The organism is Sphingobium sp. (genome assembly GCF_033795625.1).
GTDB lineage: Bacteria > Pseudomonadota > Alphaproteobacteria > Sphingomonadales > Sphingomonadaceae > Sphingobium.
Map to the genome: position 1 here is coordinate 18,011 of NZ_JARYGI010000004.1, position 24,610 is coordinate 42,620.

Sequence of the window (24,610 nt, forward strand, 5' to 3'; positions counted from 1 at the left end):
ACCCGAGGCGTCCCCGTAGGCACTTCTACTGATCGACCGTCAGTCCATCATCGCCTAACGCGGTCCCATGCAAGGACCGGCTCAGCGGCAGACATGGAGCGACGTCGGCAAGGGGTGTGGCATCATTGCCGTCGCGGCTACGCATATCCTGCTTCACGACCCCGCGGTGGATCCGGGCGTGGTCAGGTCCACTCTGGGTTTGACGTCCATCCCCGCTTTTTTCGCCCTGGCCGGACTGATGTTCAAACCCCGGCCGCCGATGCAGCTCGCCATGCGCCGGGTCCGGTCCATGCTCGGGCCGTACGTCGCCTTCCTGTGTCTGGTGATGTCAGGCGTCCTCGCCCGGGACTTCGTGCTGGGCGGAAACAGCCTGCCGTCGCTGGAGCAATTCCTCTGGGGCGGCGCTATATTGAAGGGCGATTTCGGCACATTCTGGTTCCTCACGTCCTTGTTGTTCACGCAGATCGCCTACAACGCGCTCGCCTTCCGCTATCCGGACCCCGCCGGACCCGTTCCCGTCAGCATCGTCGCGGCTATCCTGTTGGTCGGCACCGCAATATTGCACATCTTTCCGGGCCTGAGCCTGCCCTGGAGCCTGGAGACCCTGCCGTTCACGATCCCCTTGTTCTGGTTCGGCCACTTGCTTCAGCGCGAGCGTGCGCACGCCCGGTGGATCGGCCTTGCCATGATCGCCGTCATCGGTGCCGCAATCGTCGCGTTGCTGTTCGGGCAGGTGTTTCGCATCGGCATCAAGGGCGGTTTCGTCAGTCCGCCGGTTCTCGGGCTCCTGTTCGGCATGGTGATGGCCCGACTAGCGGTGCTGGCGTACCGCGGTATCGCCAAAATCCCGCTGCTGGCTCCTGCACTCTCCAATGTGGGGCAGGCTTCGCTCGTGATCCTTTGCCTGCATCAGTTCATCCACTTCTCCCTGCGCCGGGTGGGGGTGGAGACGAGCTGGATATTGCTGTTTTTCTCCTGCGCCTTGCCTTATCTCGCCTGGCGCATCTTCGGGCGGTTCACCTGGGTCAAGATCGTGTTCCTCGGCGGGCGGCCATCTCCCGCCGCGGGAGATCCGGGAAAGCCCGCGCAGCCTCTCGGGACGCCTGCCACTGCGACCAAATAAGCTGTCCTACAGCGCATGAAAATGCGTAGGCCATTGCGTGATACCCAAACGACCCAAACCAGGACGGCGAGCTTTCGCTGGCCTTATTGCTGGAGGATTTTCATGTCGTACGTCATCTGTGCAGCAGTGTCCGCCGTCGCGATCCCTTCACGAGTGCAATCAGGGCGAGGCGGGGGGTGACGTAGTGTCACCTTTGTCACCTTCCGGCTCTCGATGGCCTCGCGAGCGCGATCAGATGGGGCGCGTGCGGCACATCGTAATGGGCTTCAACGTCATCACCGGCTCGTCGCGCTGGTTGAAGACAGTCACCTTCGTTTTGACGATTCCCATCTCCGGGCGGCTTCGTGAAGGGATCTTCTCGACCACCTCGGCCTCGCAGCGCAGCACGTCGCCGGGATAGCAGGGCTGGAGCCAGCGCAGTTCGTCTATCCCCGCTGCGCCCAGGCTCGCTTCCTGCCGTTCGGGGCGTTGCTGCATATGCTCGACCATCATTGCCATCATCATCCCGCAGCTATGCCACCCGCTCGCGGCAACTCGGCCGAAATGGGTGCGCGCAGCGGCGTCATCCGACAAGTGGAAGGGCTGAGGATCGTATTTCGAAGCGAAGTCGATGACCTCCTCGCGTTCGACCGTGTAGCTGCCGAAGCGTTCGACGACGCCGATCTCGATATCTTCAAAATAATAGGACATGCGTTTCAACCTGCAACCTGATGCAGTGGGTCTAAGCGCAGGTTACGTGCCCGTCAACCCGCTGGAGTTGCGTCACACGTTGAACCGGAACAGCATGATGTCGCCGTCCTGCGTCACATATTCCTTGCCTTCCGCGCGCCACTTGCCTGCTTCCTTGGCGCCTACTTCGCCATTGAATTTGACGTAATCGTCATAGGCCATGGTCTCGGCGCGGATGAAGCCTTTCTCGAAGTCGCTGTGGATCGCGCCCGCCGCCTGCGGCGCCTTCGACCCGCGATGCACGGTCCAGGCGCGGGCTTCCTTGGGGCCCACGGTGAAGAAGGTGATGAGGCCCAGCAGTTCGTATCCGGCCCGGATGATGCGAGCCAGCCCGGCTTCCTTGAGGCCCAGCGCCTCCAGATACTCGCCGCGTTCCTCGACCGGCATGGTGACGAGTTCGGCCTCGATGGCGGCGGAGACTATCACCGCACTCGCGCCCTCGGCCTTGGCCTTCTCGAACACGCGGGCGCTATACGCATTGCCCTCCGCCGCATTGCCCTCATCGACGTTGCAGACGTACAGGACCGGCTTGCTGGTCAGAAGCTGCGCCTGCGCGAACAGGCGTTCCTCCTCCTCGTCCTTCGGCTTGGTGAGGCGCGCAGGCTTGCCCTCACGGAGCAACTCCAGCGCCTGTCCGAGCACTGCCGCTGCGGCCTTCGACTCCTTGTCGCCCTGCTGCCCCTTCTTCACCAGATTGGGCACGCGCTTCTCAAGGCTGTCGAGGTCCGCCAGCATCAGCTCGGTCTCGACTGTCTCGGCGTCGGCGATGGGGTCGATCTTCCCCTCGACATGCGTGATGTCGTCATCCTCGAAGCAGCGCAGCACATGAACGATGGCATCGACTTCGCGGATGTTGGCGAGGAACTGATTGCCCAGACCCTCACCCTTCGACGCGCCCCGCACGAGGCCCGCAATGTCCACGAACGCGAGTTGCGTCTCGATGATCTTGGCGCTCCCGCCGATCTTCGCGATCTCGTACAGGCGCGGATCGGGCACGGCGACCTGGCCGACATTCGGCTCGATCGTGCAGAACGGATAATTGGCCGCCTGCGCCGCCTGCGTCTCCGTCAGCGCGTTGAACAGCGTGGACTTGCCGACATTGGGAAGCCCGACGATACCGCATTTGAAACCCATATTCCTGGTCCCTGCCTTAAATCTCTATTCCGCCAATCGCATGGCGACGTCATTCATGAACCGCGCTTCGTCACCCGCCGCCAGCCACTTCGCCTCGGCGCCGACCGCGCCCAGCATGTCCGACAACGGATCGATCTCCGCCTTGGCATAATTGCCCAGCACATAGCCATGCACCCGGTCCTTGTGCCCCGGATGGCCGATGCCTATCCGCACCCGGCGAAACTCCGGCCCGATATGGGAGTCCATCGACCGCAGGCCATTATGCCCCGCCGTGCCGCCCCCGCGCTTCACCTTCACCTTGAACGGCGGGAGGTCCAGCTCGTCGTGGAAGACGGTCACGTCCTGCGGCTCCAGCTTGTAGAAGCGCATCGCTTCGCCCACCGCGCGCCCGCTCTCGTTCATGAACGTCGCAGGCTTGAGCAACAGCAGCTTTTCCGAACCGATGCGCCCTTCGCTCGCCCATCCCTGAAACTGGCGCTTGGGCGCTGTGAAGTCATGCAATTCCGCAATGATGTCGGCCGCCATGAAGCCCACATTATGCCGGTTGAGGGCATATTGCGGACCAGGATTGCCGAGGCCGACCCACAGCTGCATGATTTCAGGCTCCAAACGCAAACCCCGTCCGTTCTGCGCAGAACGAACGGGGCTCGGTTAGCGTCACGAAGGACAAGCAGCTTAGGCTGCCGCTTCGCCTTCCGCAGCTTCGGCGGCTCCGCCATCGCTGCTCTTCAGCGCAGAGGGAGCAACGATGGTGGCGATGGTGAAATCGCGATCCTCGATGGCCGACTTCGCGCCCTTGGGCAGTGTCACGGCGCTGATGTGGATCGAATCGCCCACTTCGAAGCCGGTCAGGTCGACAACGATGTCGTCCGGGATTTCCGACGCATCGACGACGAGTTCCAGCTCATGACGCACGACGTTCAGAACGCCGCCACGCTTGAGGCCGGGCGATGCTTCTTCGTTCTCGAAGCGCACGGGTACGTTGACATGCACGGCGGCATGCTCGGACACGCGCAGGAAGTCCGCGTGCAGCGGGCGATCCGTTACGGGATGGAAGGCGACGTCCTTGGGAAGCGTGCGAACGGCCTTGCCGTCGACTTCGACCATGACGACCGAGTTCATGAAGTGGCCGGTGCCCAGCAGCTTGTTCAGCGCCTTCTCCTCCACGTGAACCATGGTGGGTTCTTCGTTCATTCCGTAAATGACGGCTGGTACGCGGCCCTCGCGGCGGAGAGCGCGGGAGGCTCCCTTGCCTGCCCGATCGCGTGCCTCGGCCGACAGCGTAAGCTGATCGCTCATTGCGTGTCTCCAAAACTGGTAAGTGGTTCCAAAATGCCCGCCACGCCTCCAGGGATGACCATGACGGGAGCGGGGCCATTAGCAGAAATCAGGGGAAAGGCAAGGGCGCGTCGAGCGCTACTGGATGCGCCTGATGCTGTAGCCTTGCTGCTGGAGCAGGACGAGCAGATTGTCGGGGCCAGCCAGATGCGCGGCGCCCACGGCAACGAAGGGCCGTCCGGGCAATTGCGCGATGCGCTTCGCCCAGGCGCGATTGCGCTCGGTGAGCAAAGGCTTGGCCAGCGCGGGCTCGGGCGCAAGCTCCGCCACGAAATCGCGCGCGATCGCCTTCATGTTGCCGCTGAGCCAGGCGCGCAGCATCCGGTCATATTGGGCGCGGCTGTCTTTGGCATCGTCGATGCTGTCGATCAGCAGGCGGCGCTGCACGTCCTCGGGCAAGCGATCGAACAGGCCGAACTGATCGGATATCGTCTCGAGCCCGGAGACGGGCTTACCAGCGGCGCGGAAACCGGCGGTCAGCACTGGCTCCACGCCCTTTGCGCCGGACAGGCCCAACTCACTTTGCGCTACGGTCGCAAGGAGCAGCGAAGCGGCCCAGCTTTCATATCGGGAGAGGCCCGCTTCATCGAACCCGCCACGCTTCATCAGCGACGTGAGCGCAGGGCGTTCGTGCGCGGGCACGCGACTACCGAGGGAAGGCAGGTTCGGCGTCCGCCCCAGCCGGTCGAAGATCTGCTGCGTCCCCTTTGCATCGTCCAGCCCCTCCGCTTCCAGCACGAGCCGGTCCGCAGCAGCGACGGCGTCCCGAAGCGCCGCTGTCTCCCACTTCACATCGTCAGGGAGAACATGGATGGTCCCGAATATGAAAGCCTGCTTGCCGCTCTTCTCCACGCGCCACAATGCGGGGCCGCCGGGCTCTTCCTTCGATGGTCGCTCGCCGGTGCAGGCGCCCAGCAGGAGCAGGGCGAGGCCGAAGATGGCCATGATAGGTTTGTGCATGGCTATCATGTAGACCGCGCAAGGCCGCGATCAATGGCGGCTCACTTCAGCCCGAAGTCTGCCTTGCTCAAGCGCTTCGTGTCGATCCCAAGCGCCTTGAGCTTGTCCTGCACGTCCTGCGGCCCTGCCAGATGCCCGGCGCCTACGGCTATGAACACGGTGCCCGGCGCGTCGAGCCGCGCCCTGATCCACTTTGCCCAATTGGCGTTACGGTTGAACAGCAGCACTTGCGCAAGCTCAGGCGTAGCCTCCAGCGAATCATTCATTTCCTTGGCCAGCGCGTCCACTTCGCCCTTCTTCCAGCTGGCGATCATCCGTGCGAACGTGGTTTCCATCTCCGGCAGTTCGGCAACGGTGGCGTTGAGGAACGCGATTTGCTGGTTTTCAGGCAGGGTTGCGAAATAGCCCAATTGCTGGTCCACCGTCTCCAAGCCCTCGATCCGCTTGCCAGCCTGCTTGGCGGCGGCCGTCAGCGTCTTCTCGACACCTGCATCGGCGGCATAGCCAAGCCTGCCCAGCGGCGCGACAGCCAAGGTGATCCCCGCCATCCAAGGCTGGAACTTCTCCAATGCCTGCCAGGGAAGGCCATTGGCCGTCATCGCGGAGACATAGGCGGCGCGGGGTTTTGCCTGGAGCTTCTCTGTAAGCGGCGGACCATCGGGATCTATCCCCAGAGCAGCCACTTTTTGCGCCATGGTGGCTTGATCCGGTTCGACCAGTTCCAGCACCAGTTCGTCCGACTTGTCGAATGCCGCCTTGATCTCGTCATCGAACCAGACAGTGCCGGGTTTCAACACATGGACGCTGCCGAAGAGGTAGATCGTCGTATCTTCATCCTTCACCACCCACAAAGCCGGATCGGCGCTGACTTCGCTAGGCTTTGCAGCGACTTCCTGAGCATGCGCCGCAGTCGACAGGCCGAGCAGCAGCCAGAGAGACAATATCAATCGAAGGATCACGCGGCGCACTTTCGTAGCTTAGGGAGCGGGCTCTTAAATGCGGTGGCGCAGGTAAGGCGGCAAGCGTTTTTACCATCTTCACCGCCCGCCCGGCTTGACCCGTCCGGCCCCATAGGCCAAGGCACCGCCACGCGATTTCCAGAGCAGGCGCAAAGACGAAACATGGCCGCAAAGCCCGATACGCTCAGCTTTCAGGACCTTATCCTGACCCTCCATGCCTATTGGAGCAGGCGAGGCTGCGTAATCCTGCAACCGTATGACATGGAAGTCGGTGCGGGCACTTTTCACCCGGCGACGACGTTGCGCAGCCTCGGCCCGAATCCGTGGAACGCTGCCTATGTCCAGCCTTCGCGCCGCCCGACCGATGGGCGCTATGGCCAGAACCCCAATCGGCTTCAGCATTATTACCAGTATCAGGTGATCATGAAGCCGTCGCCGCCGGACCTTCAGGACATGTATCTGGGCAGCCTACGGGAGATTGGGATCGACCCGCTGCTGCACGACATCCGCTTTGTCGAGGATGACTGGGAAAGCCCGACGCTCGGAGCCTGGGGCCTCGGCTGGGAAGTGTGGTGCGACGGCATGGAAGTCACGCAATTCACCTATTTTCAGCAGATGGGCGGCTATGACTGCAAGCCGGTGGCGGGCGAACTGACCTACGGACTTGAGCGCTTGGCCATGTATATTCAGGGCGTCGACAGCGTGTACGACCTGCGCTTCAACGACGCAGGCGTGACCTATGGCGACGTGTTCCTCGAGAACGAAAAGCAGATGTCGAAGTGGAACTTTGAGATCGCCGATACCGAAAAGCTGTTCCGCTGGTTCAAGGACGCGGAAGCCGAATGTCAGGCCAGCATCGCCGCCGACGTTCCACTGGCGGCCTATGATCAGGCGATCAAGGCAAGCCACGTCTTCAACCTGTTGCAGGCGCGCGGCGTCATCTCCGTACAGGAGCGCGCCAGCTACATCGCCCGCGTCCGCGACCTCGCCAAAGGTAGCTGCGAGGCGTGGATGAAGACCAACGGGTGGGCAGCGTGATGACCGACTTCCTGCTCGAACTTCGCTGTGAGGAAATCCCGGCGCGGATGCAGCAGAAGGCGTCGGAGGATCTGGCGCGTCTATTTACGGAGAAACTGGCCGAAGCCGGGTTGAAGGCGGAGGGCATCGAGTCCTTCGTCACGCCCCGCCGCCTTGCGCTGATCGCACGCGGCCTGCCGCTCCGAACCGAAGCCGTGAACGAGGAATTGAAAGGCCCTCGCGCCGATGCGCCACCTCAGGCATTGGCGGGCTTCCTAGGCAAAACCGGGCTGACGCGCGAGCAATTGGTCGAGCGACCCGATGCGAAGGGCAACGTCATCCTGTTCGCGGTGATCGAGAAGCCGGGCCGTGCAACCTCCGATGTTCTGGCCGAAGCCGTCCCGGCGATCGTCCGCGCCTTCCCATGGCCAAAGTCGATGCGCTGGGGAAGTGCCAGCCAGACGACTGAAAGCCTCCGCTGGGTGCGCCCCTTGCAGGGCATCGTCGCGATCCTTGGCGAAGAGCTTGTGGACATGGAAATCGAGGGTGTCCGCTCCGGTTTTGCAACGCTCGGTCATCGCTTTCATCATCCGGATCAGATCACGATCGGGGGGGCGAACGACTATGTGGAAAAGCTGCGCGCCTGCCATGTCGTCGTTGATCACGCCGAGCGCATGGGCATCATCGAAGCCAAGGCCCAGGACGCCGCGGCAGCGCGTGGCCTGACGTTGGTCGTAGACAGAGGACTGGTCGCGGAAAACGCAGGCCTCACGGAGTGGCCAGTGCCGCTGCTCGGTGATTTCGACCCGGCGTTCCTCGAAGTGCCGCCCGAAGTCATTCAGCTCACCCTACGCACCAATCAGAAGTATTTCGTCCTCCGCAACGCGGCGGGCAATCTGGCCTCAGTCTTCATCTGCACCGCGAATATAGAGGCGCATGACGGAGGCGCGGCGATCATCGCGGGCAATCGCAAGGTCCTGGCGGCGCGCCTTAGCGATGCGCGCTTTTTCTGGGAACAGGACAAGAAGACCCCCCTCGCCGAACACGCAAGGAAGCTGGAACGCATCACCTTTCATGAGAAGCTCGGCACTGTTGCGGATAAGGTCGAGCGCGTTGCGAAGCTGGCCGAATGGCTCGCGACGGAGGGGATCGTTCCCCACTGCGATCCCGCTCTGGCGCGGCAGGCCGCGGAACTGTGCAAGGCCGATCTTGTGACGGAAATGGTCGGCGAATTTCCGGAACTGCAAGGCATCATGGGCGGCTACTACGCCCGGGCCGAAGGCCTGCCGGACGCGGTTGCCGATGCCATTCGCGATCACTACAAGCCGGTAGGACAGGGCGACGAAGTCCCGACCGCGCCTGTGACGGTGGCGGTGAGTTTGGCGGACAAGCTGGATACTTTATCGAGATTTTTTCTGATTGATGAGAGGCCGACTGGATCAAAAGATCCATTTGCTTTGCGGAGAGCCGCATTAGGCTTAATCGCCCTTATTATCACGAACAGCGTACGTATTTCGATTTACGACTTATTCCACGCATCAGAACCGCTCTCGAAGGGCTCCCCAGATATGGGAGCGATCCTCGCTGCTGACCACTTCAACGATTTCATCATTGATCGTATTAAAGTTCAACAGCGCGATTTCGGTGTAAGGCACGATGTTATTGACGCTGTTGTTTTCCTGGGCGGTGACGACGACATTGGCGGTGAGCGTGACCTCGTTCGCCTTTTAGGGCGTGTGAAGGCTCTTCAGCTATTTGTGGAAACAGCTGACGGTACAAACCTCCTTGCTGGATACAAGCGCGCTACGAATATTCTCAAGAAGGAAGCACAGCCCCCGATCGCCTATGATGTGAGAAACGGCTATGCCCCCGAACCCGCCGAAACCGCGCTGATCGCTGCCCTCGATGCCGCCGAGCCGCGCGCTGCCGAAGCCATTGCTAACGAGGATTTCGCCGCTGCCATGGCCGCGCTCGCGACTCTTCGCGCTCCGATCGACGCCTTCTTCGATAACGTGACAGTCAATGATCCCGATCCGGAAAAGCGTTCCGCCCGGCTCGCATTGCTCGCCAGAATGCGCGATGCGGTGCACGGCGTTGCGGATTTCTCCCGCATTGAAGGCTGAAATAAAGCAATTATCTTTCACGGCAGCTGCAACTGACAACATCGAAAGTGCGGTTCATCATGAATCCGGTTGCATATTTTGCCACTTCCTGCCTTGAACCAATCCGTGTTGCATCGCACAATGCGCCTTAAACTTCCCAGTGCAGAGGGACATCCATGGCTACCGCTTACAAGACGACCGACACCACAACAGGCAGCGAAGTTCGCTATGTCTATCGCTTCGGCGGGGGCGTCGATGACGGCGGCAAGGGAAACAAGAACCTGTTGGGGGGCAAGGGCGCCAATCTGGATGGCATGGCGTCCATCGGGTTGCCGGTTCCTCCCGGCTTCACGATCACGACCGAAATGTGCACGCGCTATTATGTCGATGGCGAAGTTTTCCCCGACAGCCTGCGTGCGGAAGTCGCCAATGGAATCGCGCACATCGAAGGTGTGACCGGCAAGAAGTTCGGCGACGCTTCCGACCCGTTGCTCGTGTCGGTTCGCTCGGGCGCACGGGTGTCGATGCCGGGCATGATGGATACCGTACTCAATCTCGGCCTCAACGACGAGACGGTGGAGGGGCTGGCGGCCGCTTCGGGTGACGCGCGTTTCGCGTGGGATAGCTATCGCCGCTTCATCCAGATGTATTCCGACGTGGTGCTCGAACTCGATCATGGCGCGTTCGAGGAAGCGCTGGAGGTCGCGAAGGAAGACAATGGCTATACGCTGGACACGGAACTCACCGCCGACGATTGGCGCGCACTGGTCGGCGAGTATAAGAAGATCGTCGCAGATCAGTGGAAGAAGCCTTTCCCGCAGGATGTGCATGATCAGCTTTGGGGCGCCATCAGCGCTGTCTTCGGCAGTTGGCAGGCGGATCGCGCAAAGGTCTATCGCCGCCTGAACGACATCCCGGGTGACTGGGGTACGGCCGTCAATGTGCAGGCGATGGTTTTCGGCAACATGGGCGACACATCGGCGACCGGCGTGGCCTTCACGCGCGATCCGTCCACCGGCGAAAACGTCTATTATGGCGAATTCCTGATCAACGCACAGGGTGAGGATGTCGTCGCGGGTATCCGCACGCCGCAATATCTGACGCTGGCGGCGCGTGAGCGGGCAGGGGCCTCTGCCGCTTCGATGGAAGAGGCAATGCCCGAAACCTATGCGGAACTGGCGCGTGTGTTCCAGATCCTGGAACGGCATTATCGCGACATGCAGGACATTGAGTTCACTGTGCAACAGGGCAAGCTCTGGATGCTCCAGACTCGTTCTGGCAAGCGCACGGCCAAGGCGGCGCTGAAAATGGCCGTCGACATGGCAGCCGAGGGACTGATCACTGAGGAAGAGGCGGTTGCCCGAGTCGATCCGGCTGCACTCGATCAGCTTCTGCACCCGACGCTCGATCCCAAGGCTCCACGCGACGTGCTGACCAAGGGGCTTCCGGCCTCTCCCGGCGCAGCCTCCGGCATGGTGGTGTTCGATGCCGACACGGCCGAGCGGCGCAATGAAATGGGCGATGCGGTGATCCTGGTCCGTACGGAAACGTCGCCCGAAGACATTCACGGCATGCATGCGGCCAAGGGCATCCTGACGGCACGTGGCGGCATGACCAGCCACGCCGCCGTGGTGGCGCGCGGCATGGGTCGCCCCTGCGTCTCGGGCGCTGGCAGCCTGTCTATCGACGCAAAGGCAAAGATCCTGCGCGTCGCCGGGCGTGAACTGGTCGAGGGCGACGTCGTCACCATAGATGGCTCGACTGGCGAAGTGATGGCGGGCGCGGTGCCTACGGTTCAGCCTGAACTGGCCGGTGACTTCGGTACGCTGATGGTCTGGGCGGACAAGGTCCGTCGCCTGAAGATACGTGCTAACGCCGAAACCCCGCTCGACTGCAAGACGGCGCGGGAATTCGGTGCGGAGGGCGTTGGCCTTTGCCGCACGGAGCACATGTTCTTCGATGCGGCCCGCATCACCGCGGTGCGCCAGATGATCCTTGCCGACAGTGAGAAGGGCCGTCGCGAGGCGCTTGAGAAGCTTCTGCCGGAACAGCGCAGCGACTTTACGGAGATCTTTACGGTGATGGCCGGGCTGCCCGTCACCATCCGCCTGCTCGATCCGCCGCTGCACGAATTCCTGCCGCATGAGGAGGCGGAGTTTGCCGAAGTGGCGAAGGCTGCTGGCGTGGGTGTGGACGAACTGCGCCGCCGTGCGTCCGAACTGCACGAGTTCAACCCGATGCTCGGCCATCGGGGCTGTCGTCTGGGTGTGACCTACCCCGAGATCTACGAGATGCAGGCGCGCGCGATCTTCGAAGCGGCCATCGATGTCGCGGCGCAAAGCGGCACGGCCCCGATCCCTGAAATCATGATCCCGCTCGTCGCCACCGCGAAGGAGCTGGAGCTGATGAAGGCGATCGTGGACGCGCAGGCCAAGGAAGTCTTCGCCGAACGTGGCACGACCATCGAATATCTGGTGGGCACGATGATCGAACTGCCGCGGGCGGCGCTCAAGGCCGGGGAAATAGCCCAGGTGGGTGAGTTCTTCTCCTTTGGTACCAACGATCTGACGCAGACGACGATCGGCATCAGCCGCGACGACGCAGGTCGTTTCCTTGGCGCCTATGTGGACAAGGGGATATTCCCGCGCGATCCGTTCGTCAGCATCGACATCGAAGGCGTAGGCGAGTTGATTCAGATCGCTGCCGAGCGTGGCCGCGCGACACGTCCGGATATCAAGCTTGGCATCTGCGGAGAACATGGCGGCGATCCGGCCTCCATCGCCTTCTGCGAAGCCACTGGTCTCGACTATGTTTCCGCCTCTCCTTATCGCGTTCCTATCGCCCGCCTTGCAGCGGCGCAGGCCGCTTTGAAGGCCAGGGAACAGGCGGCAGCGAAATAAACGGGGCAAAGCGGTAAAAGGGGGTTGCCAGAACCAGCGCCCCCTTCTATCTGCGCACTTCCCTGACGCACCCGTAGCTCAGCTGGATAGAGCATCAGACTACGAATCTGAGGGTCGGGCGTTCGAATCGCTCCGGGTGCACCAGGGGAAAAAAGACGCTTCGGCGCAGCAAGGACCAGTTGGAAAGCTGGTCCTTTTGCATTTGGCCTGAAGCTCACGAAGTGGCATCCTTGCCCGGTTTCGCGCGTTGTGGCCGCAGAAACGTGGAGATGATGAATGACTACAGGATCGCGTGAGGCGGATAAACGGGAAGCGCCTGTGTCCGAAGACGCTGTGGCCTCGGAGCATGCCTCCGAGCCAGGCAAGGGGCCTTCCAAAAAGTCTGTGGCGCTGGGCGCAGCGGTGGGTATCGGTTCCGCCGCCATCGTGGCAGCTCTGCTATATACGCGGCGACGCTGACTTCCGCTGCTGGGCGGCGCTACTCGGTTAACGCGCTGCCAGATACATAAACTGTTTAGCAACTATGTCGGTGCTAGTGATCCGGGGTAATTTCCGGAGCAAGCACGTGGCCGAACCATCCTTTTCACTTCCAGAAGGTACGCCAGAGCAGCAGTCCCGCCGCAATGCGCGCAAGCCGCTGTTTCTCCGCATCGCGGATTCGGGTCCCGATACGGCCGTGATAATGGACATCTCCGTGGGCGGCGCTCTCCTGCGCACGGCCCAGCCTCTCACCGTGAATGACTCGGTGACGATCAATCTGCCCCATGGCCCAGCGGCAGAAGCGCGTGTTACCTGGAGCAGCGGTCCGCTGGCCGGTTGTCAGTTCCTTACCCCCATCACGGACGCCATGATCAGCGCAGCGCTGCTCAAGAGCGAACCGGCCGCTCCCGAACCAAACCTGCTTCTAGGGAATGATTTTGCGCAGGACGCACCCAACACCGAGCGCTTGGCGCGCGGCGTCCCTATCATCATTGCATCGTCACTCGTGCTCTGGGGCGGGATTGCGGGCTTGATCGCCTTGCTGTGACTACAGCCAGCCAACGCGTTTGAAGCGGACATAGAGCGCCGCACAGATTAACGTGATCACCGCCAGAACGACATAATATCCATATTCGGTTTTCAGTTCGGGCATATGCTCGAAGTTCATTCCGTATATGCCCGCAACCGCCGTAGGTACTGCCAGGATCGCCGCCCAGGCCGCTAGCTGCCGGGTGATCCCGCCTTGCCGCTGCTGCTCGAGCAGACTGCTAACTTCGAAAACGGAGGTCAGCACGTCCCGCAACCCACCCGTCATGCTTTCAACGCGCCGCACATGGTCCAGCACGTCCTGGAAATAGGGCCGGACGTCAGTATCGATGCACGGCATATCGAGATTGACCAGCCTGCTGCACAGCTCACCCATAGGACCAAGCGTCCTCTGAAAGCGTATGATTTCCCGTCGAAGGGAAAAGATCCGCGTCACATCCTCGCGAGAGAGAAATGCGTCCATTGCGCGCTGCTCGATGTTCAGCACTTCTTCTTCGATTGCTTCGACGATAGGCAAATAGCCGTCCACGATGAAGTCGAGGATCGCATGCAGCACATAATCCACGCCGTTCGCCAGGAGAGTAGGTGCAGCTTCCAGGTGACTCCGAAGTTCCGTGTGCGCCCGGGCTGAGCCGTGGCGTACCGAAATGATGTGATTGCGGCCGACGAAGACGGACGTCTCCCCGTAGGCTATCTTGTCGCCTTCCAGGTGGGCTGTACGTGCCACGACGAAGAGCTGGTCGCCATAGACATCGACCTTCGGAAGCTGGTGGGCTTTTAGAGCATCCTCGACCGCCAGGGGATGAAGACCGAATTGGGTCTGGAGCGTCCGTAATTCCGTCTCGGACGGCTCGTAAAGGCCTATCCACACGAACTCTGAACTGCCACCGGAGCATGGGCTGATTTCATCGATGGCTACTGGCCGAATCCGGCTTCCGTCCCGATACAGATAAGCAGCAACGACGGTCACGATCACCTCACTACAAAGCAGCCTCCCGACTACCAGAAGGGGGATGCTGCGCAAGCGGGCACTGTTCGGGATGACGCGTGCGTGACGGTTGAACGTGTCTCCATCAGTCCTAATTAGGAAGCCGAGCGCGACGTCCGTCGCAAGCATCCTGGAGTCCGCCTGATGATCGACCTCTACTATTGGCCCACGCCGAACGGGCACAAAGTGACCTTGTTTCTGGAAGAGGCGAGCGTACCCTACGCCTTGCACGGCATCAACATCGGCAAGGGCGAGCAGTTCGCCCCGGACTTCCTTGCGATCGCCCCCAACAACCGGATGCCCGCCATCATCGATAGAGAACCAGCCGACGGAAGCGACGCTTTATCCCTGTTCGAATCGGGCGCGATCCTTTTGTATCTCGCCGAGAAGACGGGTCAGTTCCTTCCTGCCGACTTGCACGGTCGCGCAGAAGTGCTGCAGTGGCTGTTCTGGCAGATGGGCGGCCTGGGGCCTATGGCAGGGCAGAATCATCACTTCCGCAATTATGCTCCTGAAAAGATACCTTATGCGATCGAAAGATATGTGAACGAAACCAACCGCCTATACGGTGTTTTGAACAAACGGCTGGCGGATCGTCCCTTTGTCGCGGGAGGGGATTATACGATCGCTGACATGGCGATCTATCCGTGGATCGTGTCTCATGAAGCGCAGGGTCAGGATCTAACCGATTTTCCGAACATCCGTCGCTGGTTCGATGTCATTGCGGCTCGTCCGGCGACCGTGAGGGCGTATGCGCGGGCGGTGGAAATCAATCCCAGCCCTCCAGGCATTCGCACCGAGGAGGAACGGAAGATCCTGTTCGGGCAAAAGGCGGAGGCTCCTGCTCGGAAGTAATTTCTCGCCGTGGAACACCGCCGTGTTTTGCGTTATCATGTCCGCTTGGCTAGTTAAGGAGCTGCGCTGGCATGATAGAACGCTACTTCCTCGATCATCCACGCGCTGTCGGTGAGACATATGGTGGCCACCTGAAGACGGCTGGCTTCTTTGGACTGCGGATGGTCGGGGGAGGCATAGCCTGCATGATCCACGGACTGTTGCCTGCACTGTTCGTGAAAACGGGCAGTTCCACTGTTCGAAACCTTTACGCGCAGATGCAGCCCAGGAGCGAGCGCGCCGCCATGTCGCAAATACCGCCTCCGAATTTTCTGCCGGAGTATGAGATCTAGGCGACGCTCAGAGTTGCCAGCGACGCTGCATGTCCACGGCGTCGATCACCTTGCCGCCCGCCATGAACACGGCGCCTGTGCAGCACAAGGCCAGTAGCTGGCCGCCTACGCCGGGATACTGATCCATATAGACTATCCCGCGTTCCGTCGCGCCCAATGCAAGCGCGTATATCACGAGAAACGCCTCGAACTTGGTCTTGATCGTGAAAAGGCGCTTGAGCTTCTGCATGGGTTCCAGCGGTCGATGTGATGCCGCCATCCGGCCATCAGGAGCCTCGTCAGCGGTCCCCACATAGTTCGCGCGAAAGCTGCAGATGGTCAACAAGGGTTAACCACGAATGTTCGACTTGCGCGGTCAGCGCCGGATCGGAGAGGTCCCCGGGGGTAATTCGCTCGGGCCAGTTGTCTTCGATGATGGCGGCAATGCCGTCCAATTTGCCGTCATCAACGATGAAGCGCGGATCGATGTCCAGCGGATCTGCCAACACGCGCAAACGCAGGCAGGCAGGTCCACCGCCATTGGCCATCGACTGGCGGACATCGACTGGAATGACGCGCCTGATCGGGCCGTTCCCGGCTATCAAAGTGTCGAGCCAGGTCGACACGGATGCCGTCGCTTGTGCTTCACCTGGCACGATCAACGCCATTCCAGCGCCGTCGGGAAGAGTCACAAGCTGTGCGTTGAAAAAATAGCTCTGTATCGCGTCTGCCAGGCTTACTGCGGCCGCCGGAACTTCAATGATCTGGACGGACGGAAGGAGACGGCGCAAATCTTCGAAAAACCGGATCTTCTCCGCAAAGGCCAGCTCGTGGGCAAAGAGCACGCCTTCGTTAGCGACGGCCACCACGTCATTGTGGAACGCGCCCGCGGCTATGGCTTCGGCAGATTGCTCCACGAATAGCGTGCGGGCAGGGTCGAGCCCGTGGATGCGGGCCACTGCCTGGCTGGCCTCCAGATGCTGGCGCGCCGGGAATGCGCCGCCCGAACGCCCGTAAACGAAGACCTCGACGCCCGGGGAGGCAGGGTCTTCGCACAGGCGCATATGATTTGCCGCGCCCTCGTCACCGAAAGGCGGGGGAACCGGGCTATGCACCGCAAACTTCGGCGAAGCGAAGGCGACCTGCAATTGAGCCAGCGTCTGGGGCCACTCATGGCTGCGATGTGGCATGCTGACTAGGTTCGCCACGGTCAGGTGGCATCGACGATCGACTGTGTCGGCTGCCGGAGATACCGTCGCGGCATTGGCAGCCCACATCGCCGACGCGGAAAAAGCGGCGGCTCGTATATGCGTCGGTGCGTCGGCAACGCTCGTCCCCAGTGAATTCAACCAGGCGTGGTCGGGCCTGCGATGCGGCAGGAAGATACCCTGTTGCAAACCCAGCACGATATTGGCCCGCATCTTGGCAATGCCTTCCAGGGCTGCCTGCCGCGGAAACGACGCGGCGCCTGAATTTTCGACCGAGGCCAGATTGCCGAGGCTTAAGCCCGCATAATTGTGGCTAGGCCCTACAATCCCATCAAAGTTTATCTCGGTAACTGCCATGCCTTATCGATCCACTGTGGTGAACGTATCGCCAATATCCAACCCGAGAAGCGAGGCACTGGCGGCGTCGAGCGCAACCGTGCCGTCCGGTTCGTCCGTCACAAACCCGTAAGTGCATCGAAACTCCTTCAGCTTCCCGCGGGCGATCAGCATCTTGGCGGCTTTTTCGGAATGGATACGGGAAAGCACAACCTCGCGTGATTCGGCCACCGTGCGCAAGCTATCGACATTGCCCACCATGGTCGGACCGCCATCGAAAATGTCGATATAGCCCGCATTCCGGAAGCCCTCCGTCTCCAGCATGCGCATCGCCGCGCGGCCATTGGGGTGCGGCAGGCCGATCACGGATCGCGCGTGTTCCGTCAACATCGCCGTATAGATCGGCGTCTTCGGCATCAGGTCGGCAATGAACTGATAACCGTTGATGGCGTTGAATTCGTCGGCTTCCTGAAAGCTCATCCCAAAGAATCGCCCCGCCAAGCCGTCCCAGAATGGAGACCCGCCTGCTTCGTCGATCACGCCTCTTAGTTCGGCAATCACCCGGTCGCCGAAGCGTTTCCGATGCAGCCGCATGTAGAGATAGCGACTGCGGGCAACCAGCAGGCCCAGCCCCTCCGCACGCTCACGCGGGTGCAGGAACAGGCCACCCACTTCCGTGGACCCTTCGAGGTCGGTTGTCAGCGAGAGCATTTCGGCCCGGAAAGTCCGGCCCAGTTCGCGGCTATGCTGCGTCAGCGTGCCAAGGCGATAGGAATAGAAGGGATATTTCTGACCCACTTCGCTGAACAACTGGCACGTACCGCGGACCTGTCCGGTTTCGCTATTTTCCAGAACCAGCACGACCATTTCATCGGCTAGAGTATCTTCCGCGCGCGAGAGCGCTTCGGCGGTCCGCTCCAGTTTCGCGGAAAGTGCTTTACGATCGGGTGGCAGGTTAGTGAAGCCACCGCCCGTCAGCTTCGCCATTTCGTATAAAGTCTGCAGATCATCCGGTCGTGCCGGTCGCATGAAAAAGCTCAATTTCTCACCCCCCGCACTCTCTTGTCTTTTCGCGCCGTATGCTTTTTCAAATCCGCTCGACTCCCCGGCCCGCAGATCGGGCCAGGCGCATCAGGGTGAGCGCCGAGAGTTGCGCACGCTCCGCCAGACTCTCCGTCAAGAGATACTCATCCGCACTGTGGATGTCCCCGCCGCGTGCTCCCATTGTATCGACGACCGGCACGCCGCAGGCCGCGATATTGTTCCCGTCGCACACGCCGCCAGTGTCACGCCAGTCTACGGCGATCCCAAGATCGGCGCCGCATTGCTTGACCAACCCGAAAAGACGCTGCGCCTTTTGATCCATTGGTTTCGGCGGACGGCCGAAGCCCCCGTGACGGTGGATCAGGACCTCGTGCTCAGCGGCTACATCGGCAATCACATGATCCAGCAGAGTGCTTGCCGCGAGTTCGTCGGCCGGTGTTCGCGGTCGGAAATTGACACGCAGGACAGCATGGTCGGGCACCACATTGTTGGGACCACCGCCATCGATCTTGGCCGGGTTACAGGAGAAACCCTGGCCATTGGGCGTCACCCCGCTGGCGGCCTTCAGTCGAAGCGCGATGTCGGCTGCCGCCAGTACAGCGTTCCGGCCGTCTTCCGGATTGCGTCCCGCGTGAGCGCTGCGACCAAAGATGACGAGGGAAAAATTGCCGCTCCCCGCTCGCGCTCCCGCCAATGTCCCATCGGGCAGGGCGGGCTCATAGGTCAGCGCCGCTACTTTCCCCCGCGCCGCACGGGCGATGAGCGCTGCCGACGATCCGCTGCCAACTTCCTCGTCGCTGTTGATGACAACTTCATATCCCATTTGCGGAGCCCACTCACTGCCTTCGAAGGCGTTCAGTCCCGCGAGCATGATCGCGATGCCGCCTTTCATATCGGCCACGCCGGGACCGTTCAGAACGCCAGGTTTGACCCAGCGCATTGCCTGAAAGCCATCATTTTCGCCGAAGACCGTGTCCATATGCCCTGTCAGAAGAAGCTGAACAGGCGCGTCCGGCCGCACGGTCAAATGCAGGTGCTGGCCATGCGCTACCGGAAGAACTTGCCCCTCGGCTGTTACACTGTCGACTGGAGCCGGCTCGACCATCGTCAGCGCACCGGGCAAAACTGAAAAGGCGTCGGCGAGCAGATTCCCAATTTGCTTCAGGCCTGCCAGATTGCGCGACCCGCTGTTCACGGCCGCCCATTGCTCGACTTGGGGCAGCATCGGGGCTGATGCTGCCGCTTCGAGCACTGCCCGCTCGGATAAGGTTATTGCGCTCATACGCAACAGGATAACAGACGTTTTGCCCAGTCTCCACCCTCATCAGGGAGATCAGAAGTCGTAGACGAGTGTCACTTTGCTGAGCGTATCCGTCCGCCCATCCGTCAGGATCGTCTCCGCTTCGCGCTGGACGTTGTAAGAAAGGCGCGCCGTTACCCGGGACACGAGCCGGGCGTCGAGCGATGTCAGCAACGTTGCACTTTTGAGTTCATCCTCGAGATAGGCCGACCCATTTTGCCGGAATGTCACCGCAGGTGTCAGCTTCCACGCGAGGTCGAAAGACGATCGGGCGCCAAGCTTGCTCTCCGTCTCGTCCAGCGTGTAGTCGACCATGCGAAGCGATGGGCCGACGTTCAGCGACAAATCCATCTTCTTGTTCTGGACAACCTTATAGCCAACACCGAGAGACGTGGTGTAGCGACTGTCGTATCCGAGAAACGGATCACGCTCGAATTGCGCCAGTCCATAGGCATAGCCCCTGGCATCGAACTGTACACGGCCTTCGTAAGAGCCGACGAACCGCTCTCGCGACGTCTCTCCATTCGCGCGGCGGTAATCTGCGCTGCCCTGGATCTTGTGCAGCCAATTGAGACTCTGCCGCTGCAGACTGATACCAGCGCTGATACCGACTTCCTCGGTGCTGCCCGTCGAGAGGAACCCACCCAGTTCGCCGCGCCCTTCCCATAAGGCCAGAACATGCGGATCGCTCAGCTTCTCCTTGCGCGCTGTTTCCACGGCAATGCGATGCTGATTGACCATCGAGGCAATCTCGGCGGAGGCTTCCGGATAGGTCCGTCGTGCAACCTTCGAAATGGCACTGATGTCACCCTCATTGCCGCTGGCAATGGCATCTTCGAGCATCTTGCGCACCGCTTCGGGAAGGGGCGGGGGAGCCGGCATTTTCGATGCCGTTGGCGCATCGTCGGCCGCATCCGCACGCGTGCTGGCGGTCGTCAGAGTCGCAGCGGCAAGCAGCAAGGTAACAATAGGTTTGCAAAGCAGCATGCAATCAACCCTACATATTTTATCGTATGTTTGCACTCGTCTGATCGGCCTATCGCCACATCCGGGCGCAAACCGGGCAGGGCTGCTCAGATCAGGTGGCCAAATTCCTTCAGGAGATCGCGATAGAGCTTCTTCTTGAAAGGGACGATCAACTCTGGAAGAGTTTCGGGCGGTGTCCACTTCCATGCCCGGAATTCGGGATGCGCGGTTTGTATGTTGATGGCGTCATCCGTGCCGCCGAACCGCGCCAGATACCAGATCTGCCTTTGGCCGCGATAGCGTCCGCCCCAAACCTTGCCGATCAGGTCCTCTGGAAGATCGTAGAAATAATCTTCCTTTGAATGGGCAATGATGTTGACGAGTTCCGGATCGATGCCCGTTTCCTCGCCCAGTTCCCGGAAGGCGGCGGTGCGTGGATCTTCACCCGGGTCTATCCCGCCCTGCGGCATTTGCCATGCCTCGACTTTGTTATCCAGCCGTTGGCCGACGAATACATTGCCTTCGGTGTTGACGAGCATGATCCCGACGCACGGGCGGTAAGGCAGTTCAGCAGTCTTGGACATAATCGGTTAAGTCTCTGACGCCTCGGGGGGCCAAGGAAGGGTGGACGCGACAAGGGAATCGGCGCAAATGTCGTGCTCCCTTTTCGGCTGGCTAGATAGGCTGCATGTTCCCGCTCGTCCATCATCAGGATTATAGTTTGCGGCAGGATCAGGATGCGCGAGTAATTTCCAGGTTCCCGTGGGACAAGTATACGCTGGTGCGCGACTTGCTACGCACTGACTTGACGCCGCCTGTCGAACATGAAGCCCCGCTCATGCCCGAAGAATGGGTGAAAGCGATCCACGATCCTGATTATGTGGGGGAGGTGCTACGTGCCGAAGTTCCCCCGGAAAAGGCTCGCAGGATCGGCTTTCCGGTAACACATGCTCTTGCACAAAGGGCCCTGCGGACAAGCGGGGGCACCTGGATGGCGGCCCGTTTGGCTCTCGACCACGGATATGCCGCCAATGGAGCAGGTGGGAGTCACCATGCGCTTTACGAGACCGGCGCGGGCTATTGTATTTTCAATGACCTGGCGATCGCTGCGCATCGGCTGTTGACGGAAAAGCGTGTCAGGCATGTGCTTATCATCGATCTCGATGTTCATCAGGGTGACGGCACGGCGTCGTTGTTCGCTGGGCGGGAGGATGTCACCACGTTCTCCATGCACGCAGAGAAGAACTTCCCCACGCGCAAAGCGATATCGAGCGTCGATGTCGCGCTGCCTGATGGCGCGGGAGATGATGCGTACATCGACGCGCTGGAACATTATTTGCCACTACTGATCGACGCATGCGGCCCGGACTTGATTCTTTATCAGGCGGGCGTCGATCCCCATGGGGAAGATCGGCTGGGCAGGCTCGCCTTGACGGATATCGGTCTAGCCGCGCGGGACAGCTTCGTCGGTGGTCAGGCCCGCAGGCGGGGCATCGCTTTGGCTTCGGCCCTCGGCGGCGGCTATGGCGACGATCAACATGCGGTGGCGCGCCGTCACGCAGACGCCATGCGCGTGCTGGCAATGAGTTACTACGGCTAATCATGGCGGCTCCCGTCATCTTGTGGTTACGCCGCGACCTGCGCCTTGCCGATCAAGCTGCCCTCCTGGCGGCGATGGAGGAGGGCCCTGTCGTTCCTGTCTACGTGCTGGACGACGAGACGCCGAAGCATCGCAAGATGGGCGGCGCTTCCCGCTGGTGGCTGCATCACAGCCTGAAGCGGCTGGACGAGAGTTTGCAGGAGAGGGGCTCGCGGCTCATCCTGCGGCGTGGCGCTTGTGCCGAGGTTCTCCCTAAGCTCGCGGAGGAGATCAGGGCCACCCAAGTCCATGCGCTGCATCACTATGAACCATGGTGGCGCAATGCGGAAAAGGCAGTGGCCGAGCGGCTGGACCTGCGACTGCATGACGGCAATTATCTTGTTCCTCCCGGCACGATCAGGACCGGAAGCGACGGGATATACAAGATCTATACGCCGTTCATGAAGGCACTCTGGCAGCACATGCCTCCTGCCGAGCCACATGATGCTCCCGACCATATCGCGGCCCCTGGAACATGGCCGAAGAGCGAGCGGCTGGCCGACTGGGCGCTGCTTCCGACGAAGCCCGATTGGGCAAAAGGCTTTGCGGATTGGAGGCCGGGAGAGGCTGGAGCGGCGCGGCGGTTGCAAGCCTTCGAGGAACATGCGGAAGAGTATGACGAAGGGCGCAACCTGCCTTCTGTGGAAGGGTCTTCGCGCCTCTCGCCCCACCTCCACTTCGGCGAAGTATCGGCCGCCCAAGTCTGGAACCGTATCAGTAGCTTATCCGGGGATCATAATACATATTTGAAGGAGCTCGTCTGGCGGGATTATGCCCAGAATATCATTCTCGCCTACCCCGAATATGGCAAAGTCAATGGCAAGGCACAATTCGACGCTCTGCCTTGGCGGTCGGAACGGGAGGCCAGCGATGACATTGCCGCGTGGAAAGAAGGGCGCACCGGCTATCCGATCGTCGACGCTGGAATGCGGCAGCTCTGGACGACAGGATGGATGCACAACCGCGTCCGCATGATCGCGGCTAGTTTTCTAGTGAAGCACCTGCTGGTCGACTGGCGCGTCGGCGACGCCTGGTTCTGGAACACTCTGGTGGACGCCGACTATGCCAGCAATTCCGTGAACTGGCAGTGGGTGATGGGCAGCGGCGTCGATGCCAGCATGTTCGTGCGCATCATGGCACCGCTGGCTCAGTCGGCAAAGTTCGACGCAGGAGAGTATATCCGTCAGTGGGTTCCGGAACTGGCAGGCATACCGGGCGTGGCGATTCACGATCCCGATGATCATGGATGCCGCCCCGAAGATTACCCGAAAAAGATCATAGGTCATCGCGAAGCACGCGAACGGGCGCTATCCGCTTACAAGCATATCAAAGCCTGATTGATAAAAGCCCCGCCTGAGCGCTAGAGAGCCGTATGAACGCACAGCCTCCGCGACGCGGCCGCCATCTTGTAACGGCTGGCGGCGCCATTCTTCCGGGACGCAACCCGTTTGCCCGGCTGATCGCGTGGCGCTTTCACGGCGTCGTCGACAGGATCGATGCGGGTCTGGTGACGGGATCGCTGGAGGCACATCTTCCCGACGGCACGACCCGAGTGCTGGGCGCCCGCGCGGCGGGGCCAAGTTGCATCGTGTACCTTCGCGACTGGCGGGCACTTGTGCGGCTGGGTCTGGGCGGATCGGTGGGGTGGTATCGCGCCTGGACGCTGGGGGAATGGGATAGCCCTGACCCGGTGCCACTGTTCGCCTTGTTCATGGCCAATGCACGGACACTTGGAGGGACGGCGCGCGCGCGTGGCGTCAACAGGTGGCTGGGCAAAACGATACAGTTCCTGCGAAAGAACAGCTTGAGCGGGGCACGCCGGAACATCGCCTTTCACTACGACCTCGGCAATGACTTCTACCGCCTCTGGCTGGATGATAATCTCCATTATTCCAGTGCGTTGTTCTCCGATCCTTCCGAGACTTTGGAAGTGGCTCAGCAGCGCAAGGCGGAAGCCGTCATCAAGCGGCTCGCATTGAAGGATGGTGACAGGCTGCTGGAGATCGGCTGCGGCTGGGGCGGGCTTGCGCAAGTCGCGCTCGAACATGCGAGCATAAACTACGAGGGCCTCACCCTGTCTGTCGAGCAGCAGGCATTTGCCGCCGAACGGCTGGCGCGGGCCGGCTTTGCCGAGCGGGCGAGAGTTGAGCTGACCGATTACAGAGATGTCGCCGGCACTTACGACGCGATCGCGAGCGTCGAAATGGTCGAAGCGGTAGGGCAGCAATACTGGCCGGATTATCTTGCGGCGATCCACAGGATGCTAAAGCCGGGCGGCAGAGCGGCGCTCCAATATATCTGTATAGATGATGCGATATTCGACCGATACGCCGACAGCATCGACTTCATTCAAGCCTATATCTTTCCCGGCGGATTACTGCTGTCCGAAAGCCGCTTCCGGGCAATAGCTGAGGCCCAGGGGCTGATCTGGCAAGACCAGCACAATTTCGGGCAGCATTATGCCGAGACGCTCAAACAGTGGCGGGAACGGTTCGATGCCGCAGTGGAGGCAGGAAGGCTTCCTGCAAGTTTCGACGCGGAATTCGTGCGCTTGTGGCGCTATTACCTGATGTACTGCGAAGGCGGGTTCCGCGGCGGCGGCATCGATGTCGCGCAAGTGACGCTGACTCGCGCCGACTAAGGGCCGAGGATTGCTCCTCGGCCCGCGGCTGTAG

At 61.0% G+C, this 24,610-nt stretch carries 23 protein-coding genes and 1 tRNA gene; 11 read left to right on the forward strand and 13 right to left on the reverse strand.

The window, feature by feature from the left end; all coding sequences use genetic code 11:
• Window positions 1-67: 67 nt before the first annotated feature.
• A complete protein-coding gene (locus QHC67_RS03010) occupies window positions 68-1,123 on the forward strand; it encodes an acyltransferase family protein (RefSeq protein WP_319290807.1) in 1,056 nt (351 codons plus the stop codon).
• Window positions 1,124-1,354: 231 nt separating this feature from the next.
• On the opposite strand, the gene QHC67_RS03015 is transcribed toward QHC67_RS03010, so the two are convergent.
• The 6 genes from QHC67_RS03015 to QHC67_RS03040 form a co-directional block, all read right to left on the reverse strand.
• Window positions 1,355-1,813 carry a MaoC family dehydratase gene (locus QHC67_RS03015; RefSeq protein WP_319290810.1) on the reverse strand — a complete coding sequence of 153 codons (459 nt, stop codon included), beginning with the start codon at window positions 1,811-1,813 and terminating at the stop codon, window positions 1,355-1,357.
• Between the two features lie 72 nt (window positions 1,814-1,885).
• A complete protein-coding gene (ychF, locus tag QHC67_RS03020; protein ID WP_319290812.1) occupies window positions 1,886-2,986 on the reverse strand; it encodes a redox-regulated ATPase YchF in 1,101 nt (366 codons plus the stop codon).
• A 24-nt stretch (window positions 2,987-3,010) separates the two neighbouring features.
• The gene (gene pth, locus QHC67_RS03025) at window positions 3,011-3,580 is read right to left on the reverse strand and encodes an aminoacyl-tRNA hydrolase (RefSeq protein WP_319290815.1); all 570 of its coding nucleotides are present in this window, start codon (window positions 3,578-3,580) and stop codon (window positions 3,011-3,013) included.
• A gap of 81 nt (window positions 3,581-3,661) precedes the next feature.
• A complete protein-coding gene (locus QHC67_RS03030) occupies window positions 3,662-4,285 on the reverse strand; it encodes a 50S ribosomal protein L25/general stress protein Ctc (RefSeq protein ID WP_319290816.1) in 624 nt (207 codons plus the stop codon).
• Window positions 4,286-4,402: 117 nt separating this feature from the next.
• On the reverse strand, window positions 4,403-5,284 hold the full coding sequence (locus QHC67_RS03035; protein WP_319290818.1) for a TraB/GumN family protein: 882 nt from the start codon (window positions 5,282-5,284) through the stop codon (window positions 4,403-4,405).
• A 41-nt stretch (window positions 5,285-5,325) separates the two neighbouring features.
• A complete protein-coding gene (locus QHC67_RS03040) occupies window positions 5,326-6,243 on the reverse strand; it encodes a TraB/GumN family protein (protein ID WP_413818482.1) in 918 nt (305 codons plus the stop codon).
• A 162-nt stretch (window positions 6,244-6,405) separates the two neighbouring features.
• On the opposite strand from QHC67_RS03040, the gene QHC67_RS03045 reads away from it, so the two are divergent.
• The 5 genes from QHC67_RS03045 to QHC67_RS03065 all read left to right on the forward strand — a co-directional run bounded on the left by QHC67_RS03045 (window position 6,406) and on the right by QHC67_RS03065 (window position 13,289).
• Window positions 6,406-7,281 carry a glycine--tRNA ligase subunit alpha gene (locus tag QHC67_RS03045; protein ID WP_319290823.1) on the forward strand — a complete coding sequence of 292 codons (876 nt, stop codon included), beginning with the start codon at window positions 6,406-6,408 and terminating at the stop codon, window positions 7,279-7,281.
• Window positions 7,281-9,383 (forward strand): glycine--tRNA ligase subunit beta, encoded by a 2,103-nt coding sequence (glyS, locus tag QHC67_RS03050; protein WP_319291108.1) that lies wholly within the window; start codon window positions 7,281-7,283, stop codon window positions 9,381-9,383. The genes QHC67_RS03045 and glyS overlap by 1 nt, the downstream gene beginning before the upstream one ends.
• Window positions 9,384-9,538: 155 nt before the next feature.
• The gene (ppdK, locus tag QHC67_RS03055) at window positions 9,539-12,262 is read left to right on the forward strand and encodes a pyruvate, phosphate dikinase (protein WP_319290824.1); all 2,724 of its coding nucleotides are present in this window, start codon (window positions 9,539-9,541) and stop codon (window positions 12,260-12,262) included.
• A 67-nt stretch (window positions 12,263-12,329) separates the two neighbouring features.
• A tRNA-Arg gene (locus QHC67_RS03060) sits at window positions 12,330-12,406 on the forward strand.
• A 421-nt stretch (window positions 12,407-12,827) separates the two neighbouring features.
• Window positions 12,828-13,289, forward strand: coding sequence for a PilZ domain-containing protein (locus QHC67_RS03065; RefSeq protein ID WP_319290827.1), 462 nt, complete (start codon window positions 12,828-12,830; stop codon window positions 13,287-13,289).
• Here QHC67_RS03065 and QHC67_RS03070 read toward each other — a convergent pair whose 3' ends face one another.
• Complete coding sequence (locus tag QHC67_RS03070) at window positions 13,290-14,258, reverse strand: magnesium and cobalt transport protein CorA (protein ID WP_319290829.1); 969 nt, start codon at window positions 14,256-14,258, stop codon at window positions 13,290-13,292.
• Window positions 14,259-14,420: 162 nt separating this feature from the next.
• Here QHC67_RS03070 and QHC67_RS03075 point away from each other — a divergent pair, with 162 nt between their 5' ends.
• Both QHC67_RS03075 and QHC67_RS03080 read left to right on the forward strand, forming a co-directional pair.
• Window positions 14,421-15,131 carry a glutathione binding-like protein gene (locus QHC67_RS03075; protein WP_319290832.1) on the forward strand — a complete coding sequence of 237 codons (711 nt, stop codon included), beginning with the start codon at window positions 14,421-14,423 and terminating at the stop codon, window positions 15,129-15,131.
• 71 nt (window positions 15,132-15,202) lie between these two features.
• Window positions 15,203-15,463, forward strand: coding sequence for a DUF6356 family protein (locus tag QHC67_RS03080; protein WP_319290834.1), 261 nt, complete (start codon window positions 15,203-15,205; stop codon window positions 15,461-15,463).
• Window positions 15,464-15,470: 7 nt separating this feature from the next.
• Here the strand turns inward: QHC67_RS03080 and QHC67_RS03085 are convergent, their stop codons facing one another.
• From QHC67_RS03085 to QHC67_RS03110, 6 genes are all read right to left on the reverse strand, one after another.
• The gene (locus tag QHC67_RS03085; protein WP_319290836.1) at window positions 15,471-15,692 is read right to left on the reverse strand and encodes a hypothetical protein; all 222 of its coding nucleotides are present in this window, start codon (window positions 15,690-15,692) and stop codon (window positions 15,471-15,473) included.
• Between the two features lie 49 nt (window positions 15,693-15,741).
• Complete coding sequence (locus QHC67_RS03090; RefSeq protein ID WP_319290838.1) at window positions 15,742-17,007, reverse strand: N-succinylarginine dihydrolase; 1,266 nt, start codon at window positions 17,005-17,007, stop codon at window positions 15,742-15,744.
• Between the two features lie 3 nt (window positions 17,008-17,010).
• A complete protein-coding gene (locus tag QHC67_RS03095; RefSeq protein ID WP_319290841.1) occupies window positions 17,011-18,027 on the reverse strand; it encodes an arginine N-succinyltransferase in 1,017 nt (338 codons plus the stop codon).
• A gap of 46 nt (window positions 18,028-18,073) precedes the next feature.
• Window positions 18,074-19,312, reverse strand: coding sequence for a hydrolase (locus QHC67_RS03100; RefSeq protein WP_319290843.1), 1,239 nt, complete (start codon window positions 19,310-19,312; stop codon window positions 18,074-18,076).
• 51 nt (window positions 19,313-19,363) lie between these two features.
• A complete protein-coding gene (locus QHC67_RS03105) occupies window positions 19,364-20,317 on the reverse strand; it encodes a DUF481 domain-containing protein (RefSeq protein ID WP_319290845.1) in 954 nt (317 codons plus the stop codon).
• Between the two features lie 86 nt (window positions 20,318-20,403).
• Window positions 20,404-20,880, reverse strand: coding sequence for an RNA pyrophosphohydrolase (locus QHC67_RS03110; RefSeq protein ID WP_319290846.1), 477 nt, complete (start codon window positions 20,878-20,880; stop codon window positions 20,404-20,406).
• 104 nt (window positions 20,881-20,984) lie between these two features.
• Here QHC67_RS03110 and QHC67_RS03115 point away from each other — a divergent pair, with 104 nt between their 5' ends.
• Genes QHC67_RS03115 through QHC67_RS03125 form a run of 3 tightly spaced genes read left to right on the forward strand, consistent with a single transcriptional unit; the run spans window position 20,985 to window position 24,576 of the window.
• Window positions 20,985-21,896: a histone deacetylase gene (locus tag QHC67_RS03115; protein WP_319290849.1), complete on the forward strand. Its 912-nt coding sequence runs from the start codon at window positions 20,985-20,987 to the stop codon at window positions 21,894-21,896.
• A 2-nt stretch (window positions 21,897-21,898) separates the two neighbouring features.
• Window positions 21,899-23,272 (forward strand): deoxyribodipyrimidine photo-lyase, encoded by a 1,374-nt coding sequence (locus QHC67_RS03120; RefSeq protein ID WP_319290851.1) that lies wholly within the window; start codon window positions 21,899-21,901, stop codon window positions 23,270-23,272.
• A 35-nt stretch (window positions 23,273-23,307) separates the two neighbouring features.
• Window positions 23,308-24,576 carry a cyclopropane-fatty-acyl-phospholipid synthase family protein gene (locus tag QHC67_RS03125; RefSeq protein WP_319290852.1) on the forward strand — a complete coding sequence of 423 codons (1,269 nt, stop codon included), beginning with the start codon at window positions 23,308-23,310 and terminating at the stop codon, window positions 24,574-24,576.
• Window positions 24,577-24,610: the final 34 nt, after the last annotated feature.

Bases quoted from the DNA above. Each gene is read 5' to 3' on its own strand.
- QHC67_RS03105 (WP_319290845.1), bottom strand. From the start codon at position 20,317: ATGCTGCTTTGCAAACCTATTGTTACCTTGCTGCTTGCCGCTGCGACT.
- QHC67_RS03110 (WP_319290846.1), bottom strand. From the start codon at position 20,880: ATGTCCAAGACTGCTGAACTGCCTTACCGCCCGTGCGTCGGGATCATG.
- QHC67_RS03115 (WP_319290849.1), top strand. From the start codon at position 20,985: ATGTTCCCGCTCGTCCATCATCAGGATTATAGTTTGCGGCAGGATCAG.
- QHC67_RS03125 (WP_319290852.1), top strand. From the start codon at position 23,308: ATGAACGCACAGCCTCCGCGACGCGGCCGCCATCTTGTAACGGCTGGC.
- QHC67_RS03085 (WP_319290836.1), bottom strand. From the start codon at position 15,692: ATGCAGAAGCTCAAGCGCCTTTTCACGATCAAGACCAAGTTCGAGGCG.
- QHC67_RS03075 (WP_319290832.1), top strand. From the start codon at position 14,421: ATGATCGACCTCTACTATTGGCCCACGCCGAACGGGCACAAAGTGACC.
- pth (WP_319290815.1), bottom strand. From the start codon at position 3,580: ATGCAGCTGTGGGTCGGCCTCGGCAATCCTGGTCCGCAATATGCCCTC.
- QHC67_RS03045 (WP_319290823.1), top strand. From the start codon at position 6,406: ATGGCCGCAAAGCCCGATACGCTCAGCTTTCAGGACCTTATCCTGACC.
- ychF (WP_319290812.1), bottom strand. From the start codon at position 2,986: ATGGGTTTCAAATGCGGTATCGTCGGGCTTCCCAATGTCGGCAAGTCC.
- glyS (WP_319291108.1), top strand. From the start codon at position 7,281: ATGACCGACTTCCTGCTCGAACTTCGCTGTGAGGAAATCCCGGCGCGG.
- ppdK (WP_319290824.1), top strand. From the start codon at position 9,539: ATGGCTACCGCTTACAAGACGACCGACACCACAACAGGCAGCGAAGTT.
- QHC67_RS03010 (WP_319290807.1), top strand. From the start codon at position 68: ATGCAAGGACCGGCTCAGCGGCAGACATGGAGCGACGTCGGCAAGGGG.
- QHC67_RS03120 (WP_319290851.1), top strand. From the start codon at position 21,899: ATGGCGGCTCCCGTCATCTTGTGGTTACGCCGCGACCTGCGCCTTGCC.
- QHC67_RS03100 (WP_319290843.1), bottom strand. From the start codon at position 19,312: ATGAGCGCAATAACCTTATCCGAGCGGGCAGTGCTCGAAGCGGCAGCA.
- QHC67_RS03080 (WP_319290834.1), top strand. From the start codon at position 15,203: ATGATAGAACGCTACTTCCTCGATCATCCACGCGCTGTCGGTGAGACA.
- QHC67_RS03030 (WP_319290816.1), bottom strand. From the start codon at position 4,285: ATGAGCGATCAGCTTACGCTGTCGGCCGAGGCACGCGATCGGGCAGGC.
- QHC67_RS03090 (WP_319290838.1), bottom strand. From the start codon at position 17,007: ATGGCAGTTACCGAGATAAACTTTGATGGGATTGTAGGGCCTAGCCAC.
- QHC67_RS03015 (WP_319290810.1), bottom strand. From the start codon at position 1,813: ATGTCCTATTATTTTGAAGATATCGAGATCGGCGTCGTCGAACGCTTC.
- QHC67_RS03035 (WP_319290818.1), bottom strand. From the start codon at position 5,284: ATGCACAAACCTATCATGGCCATCTTCGGCCTCGCCCTGCTCCTGCTG.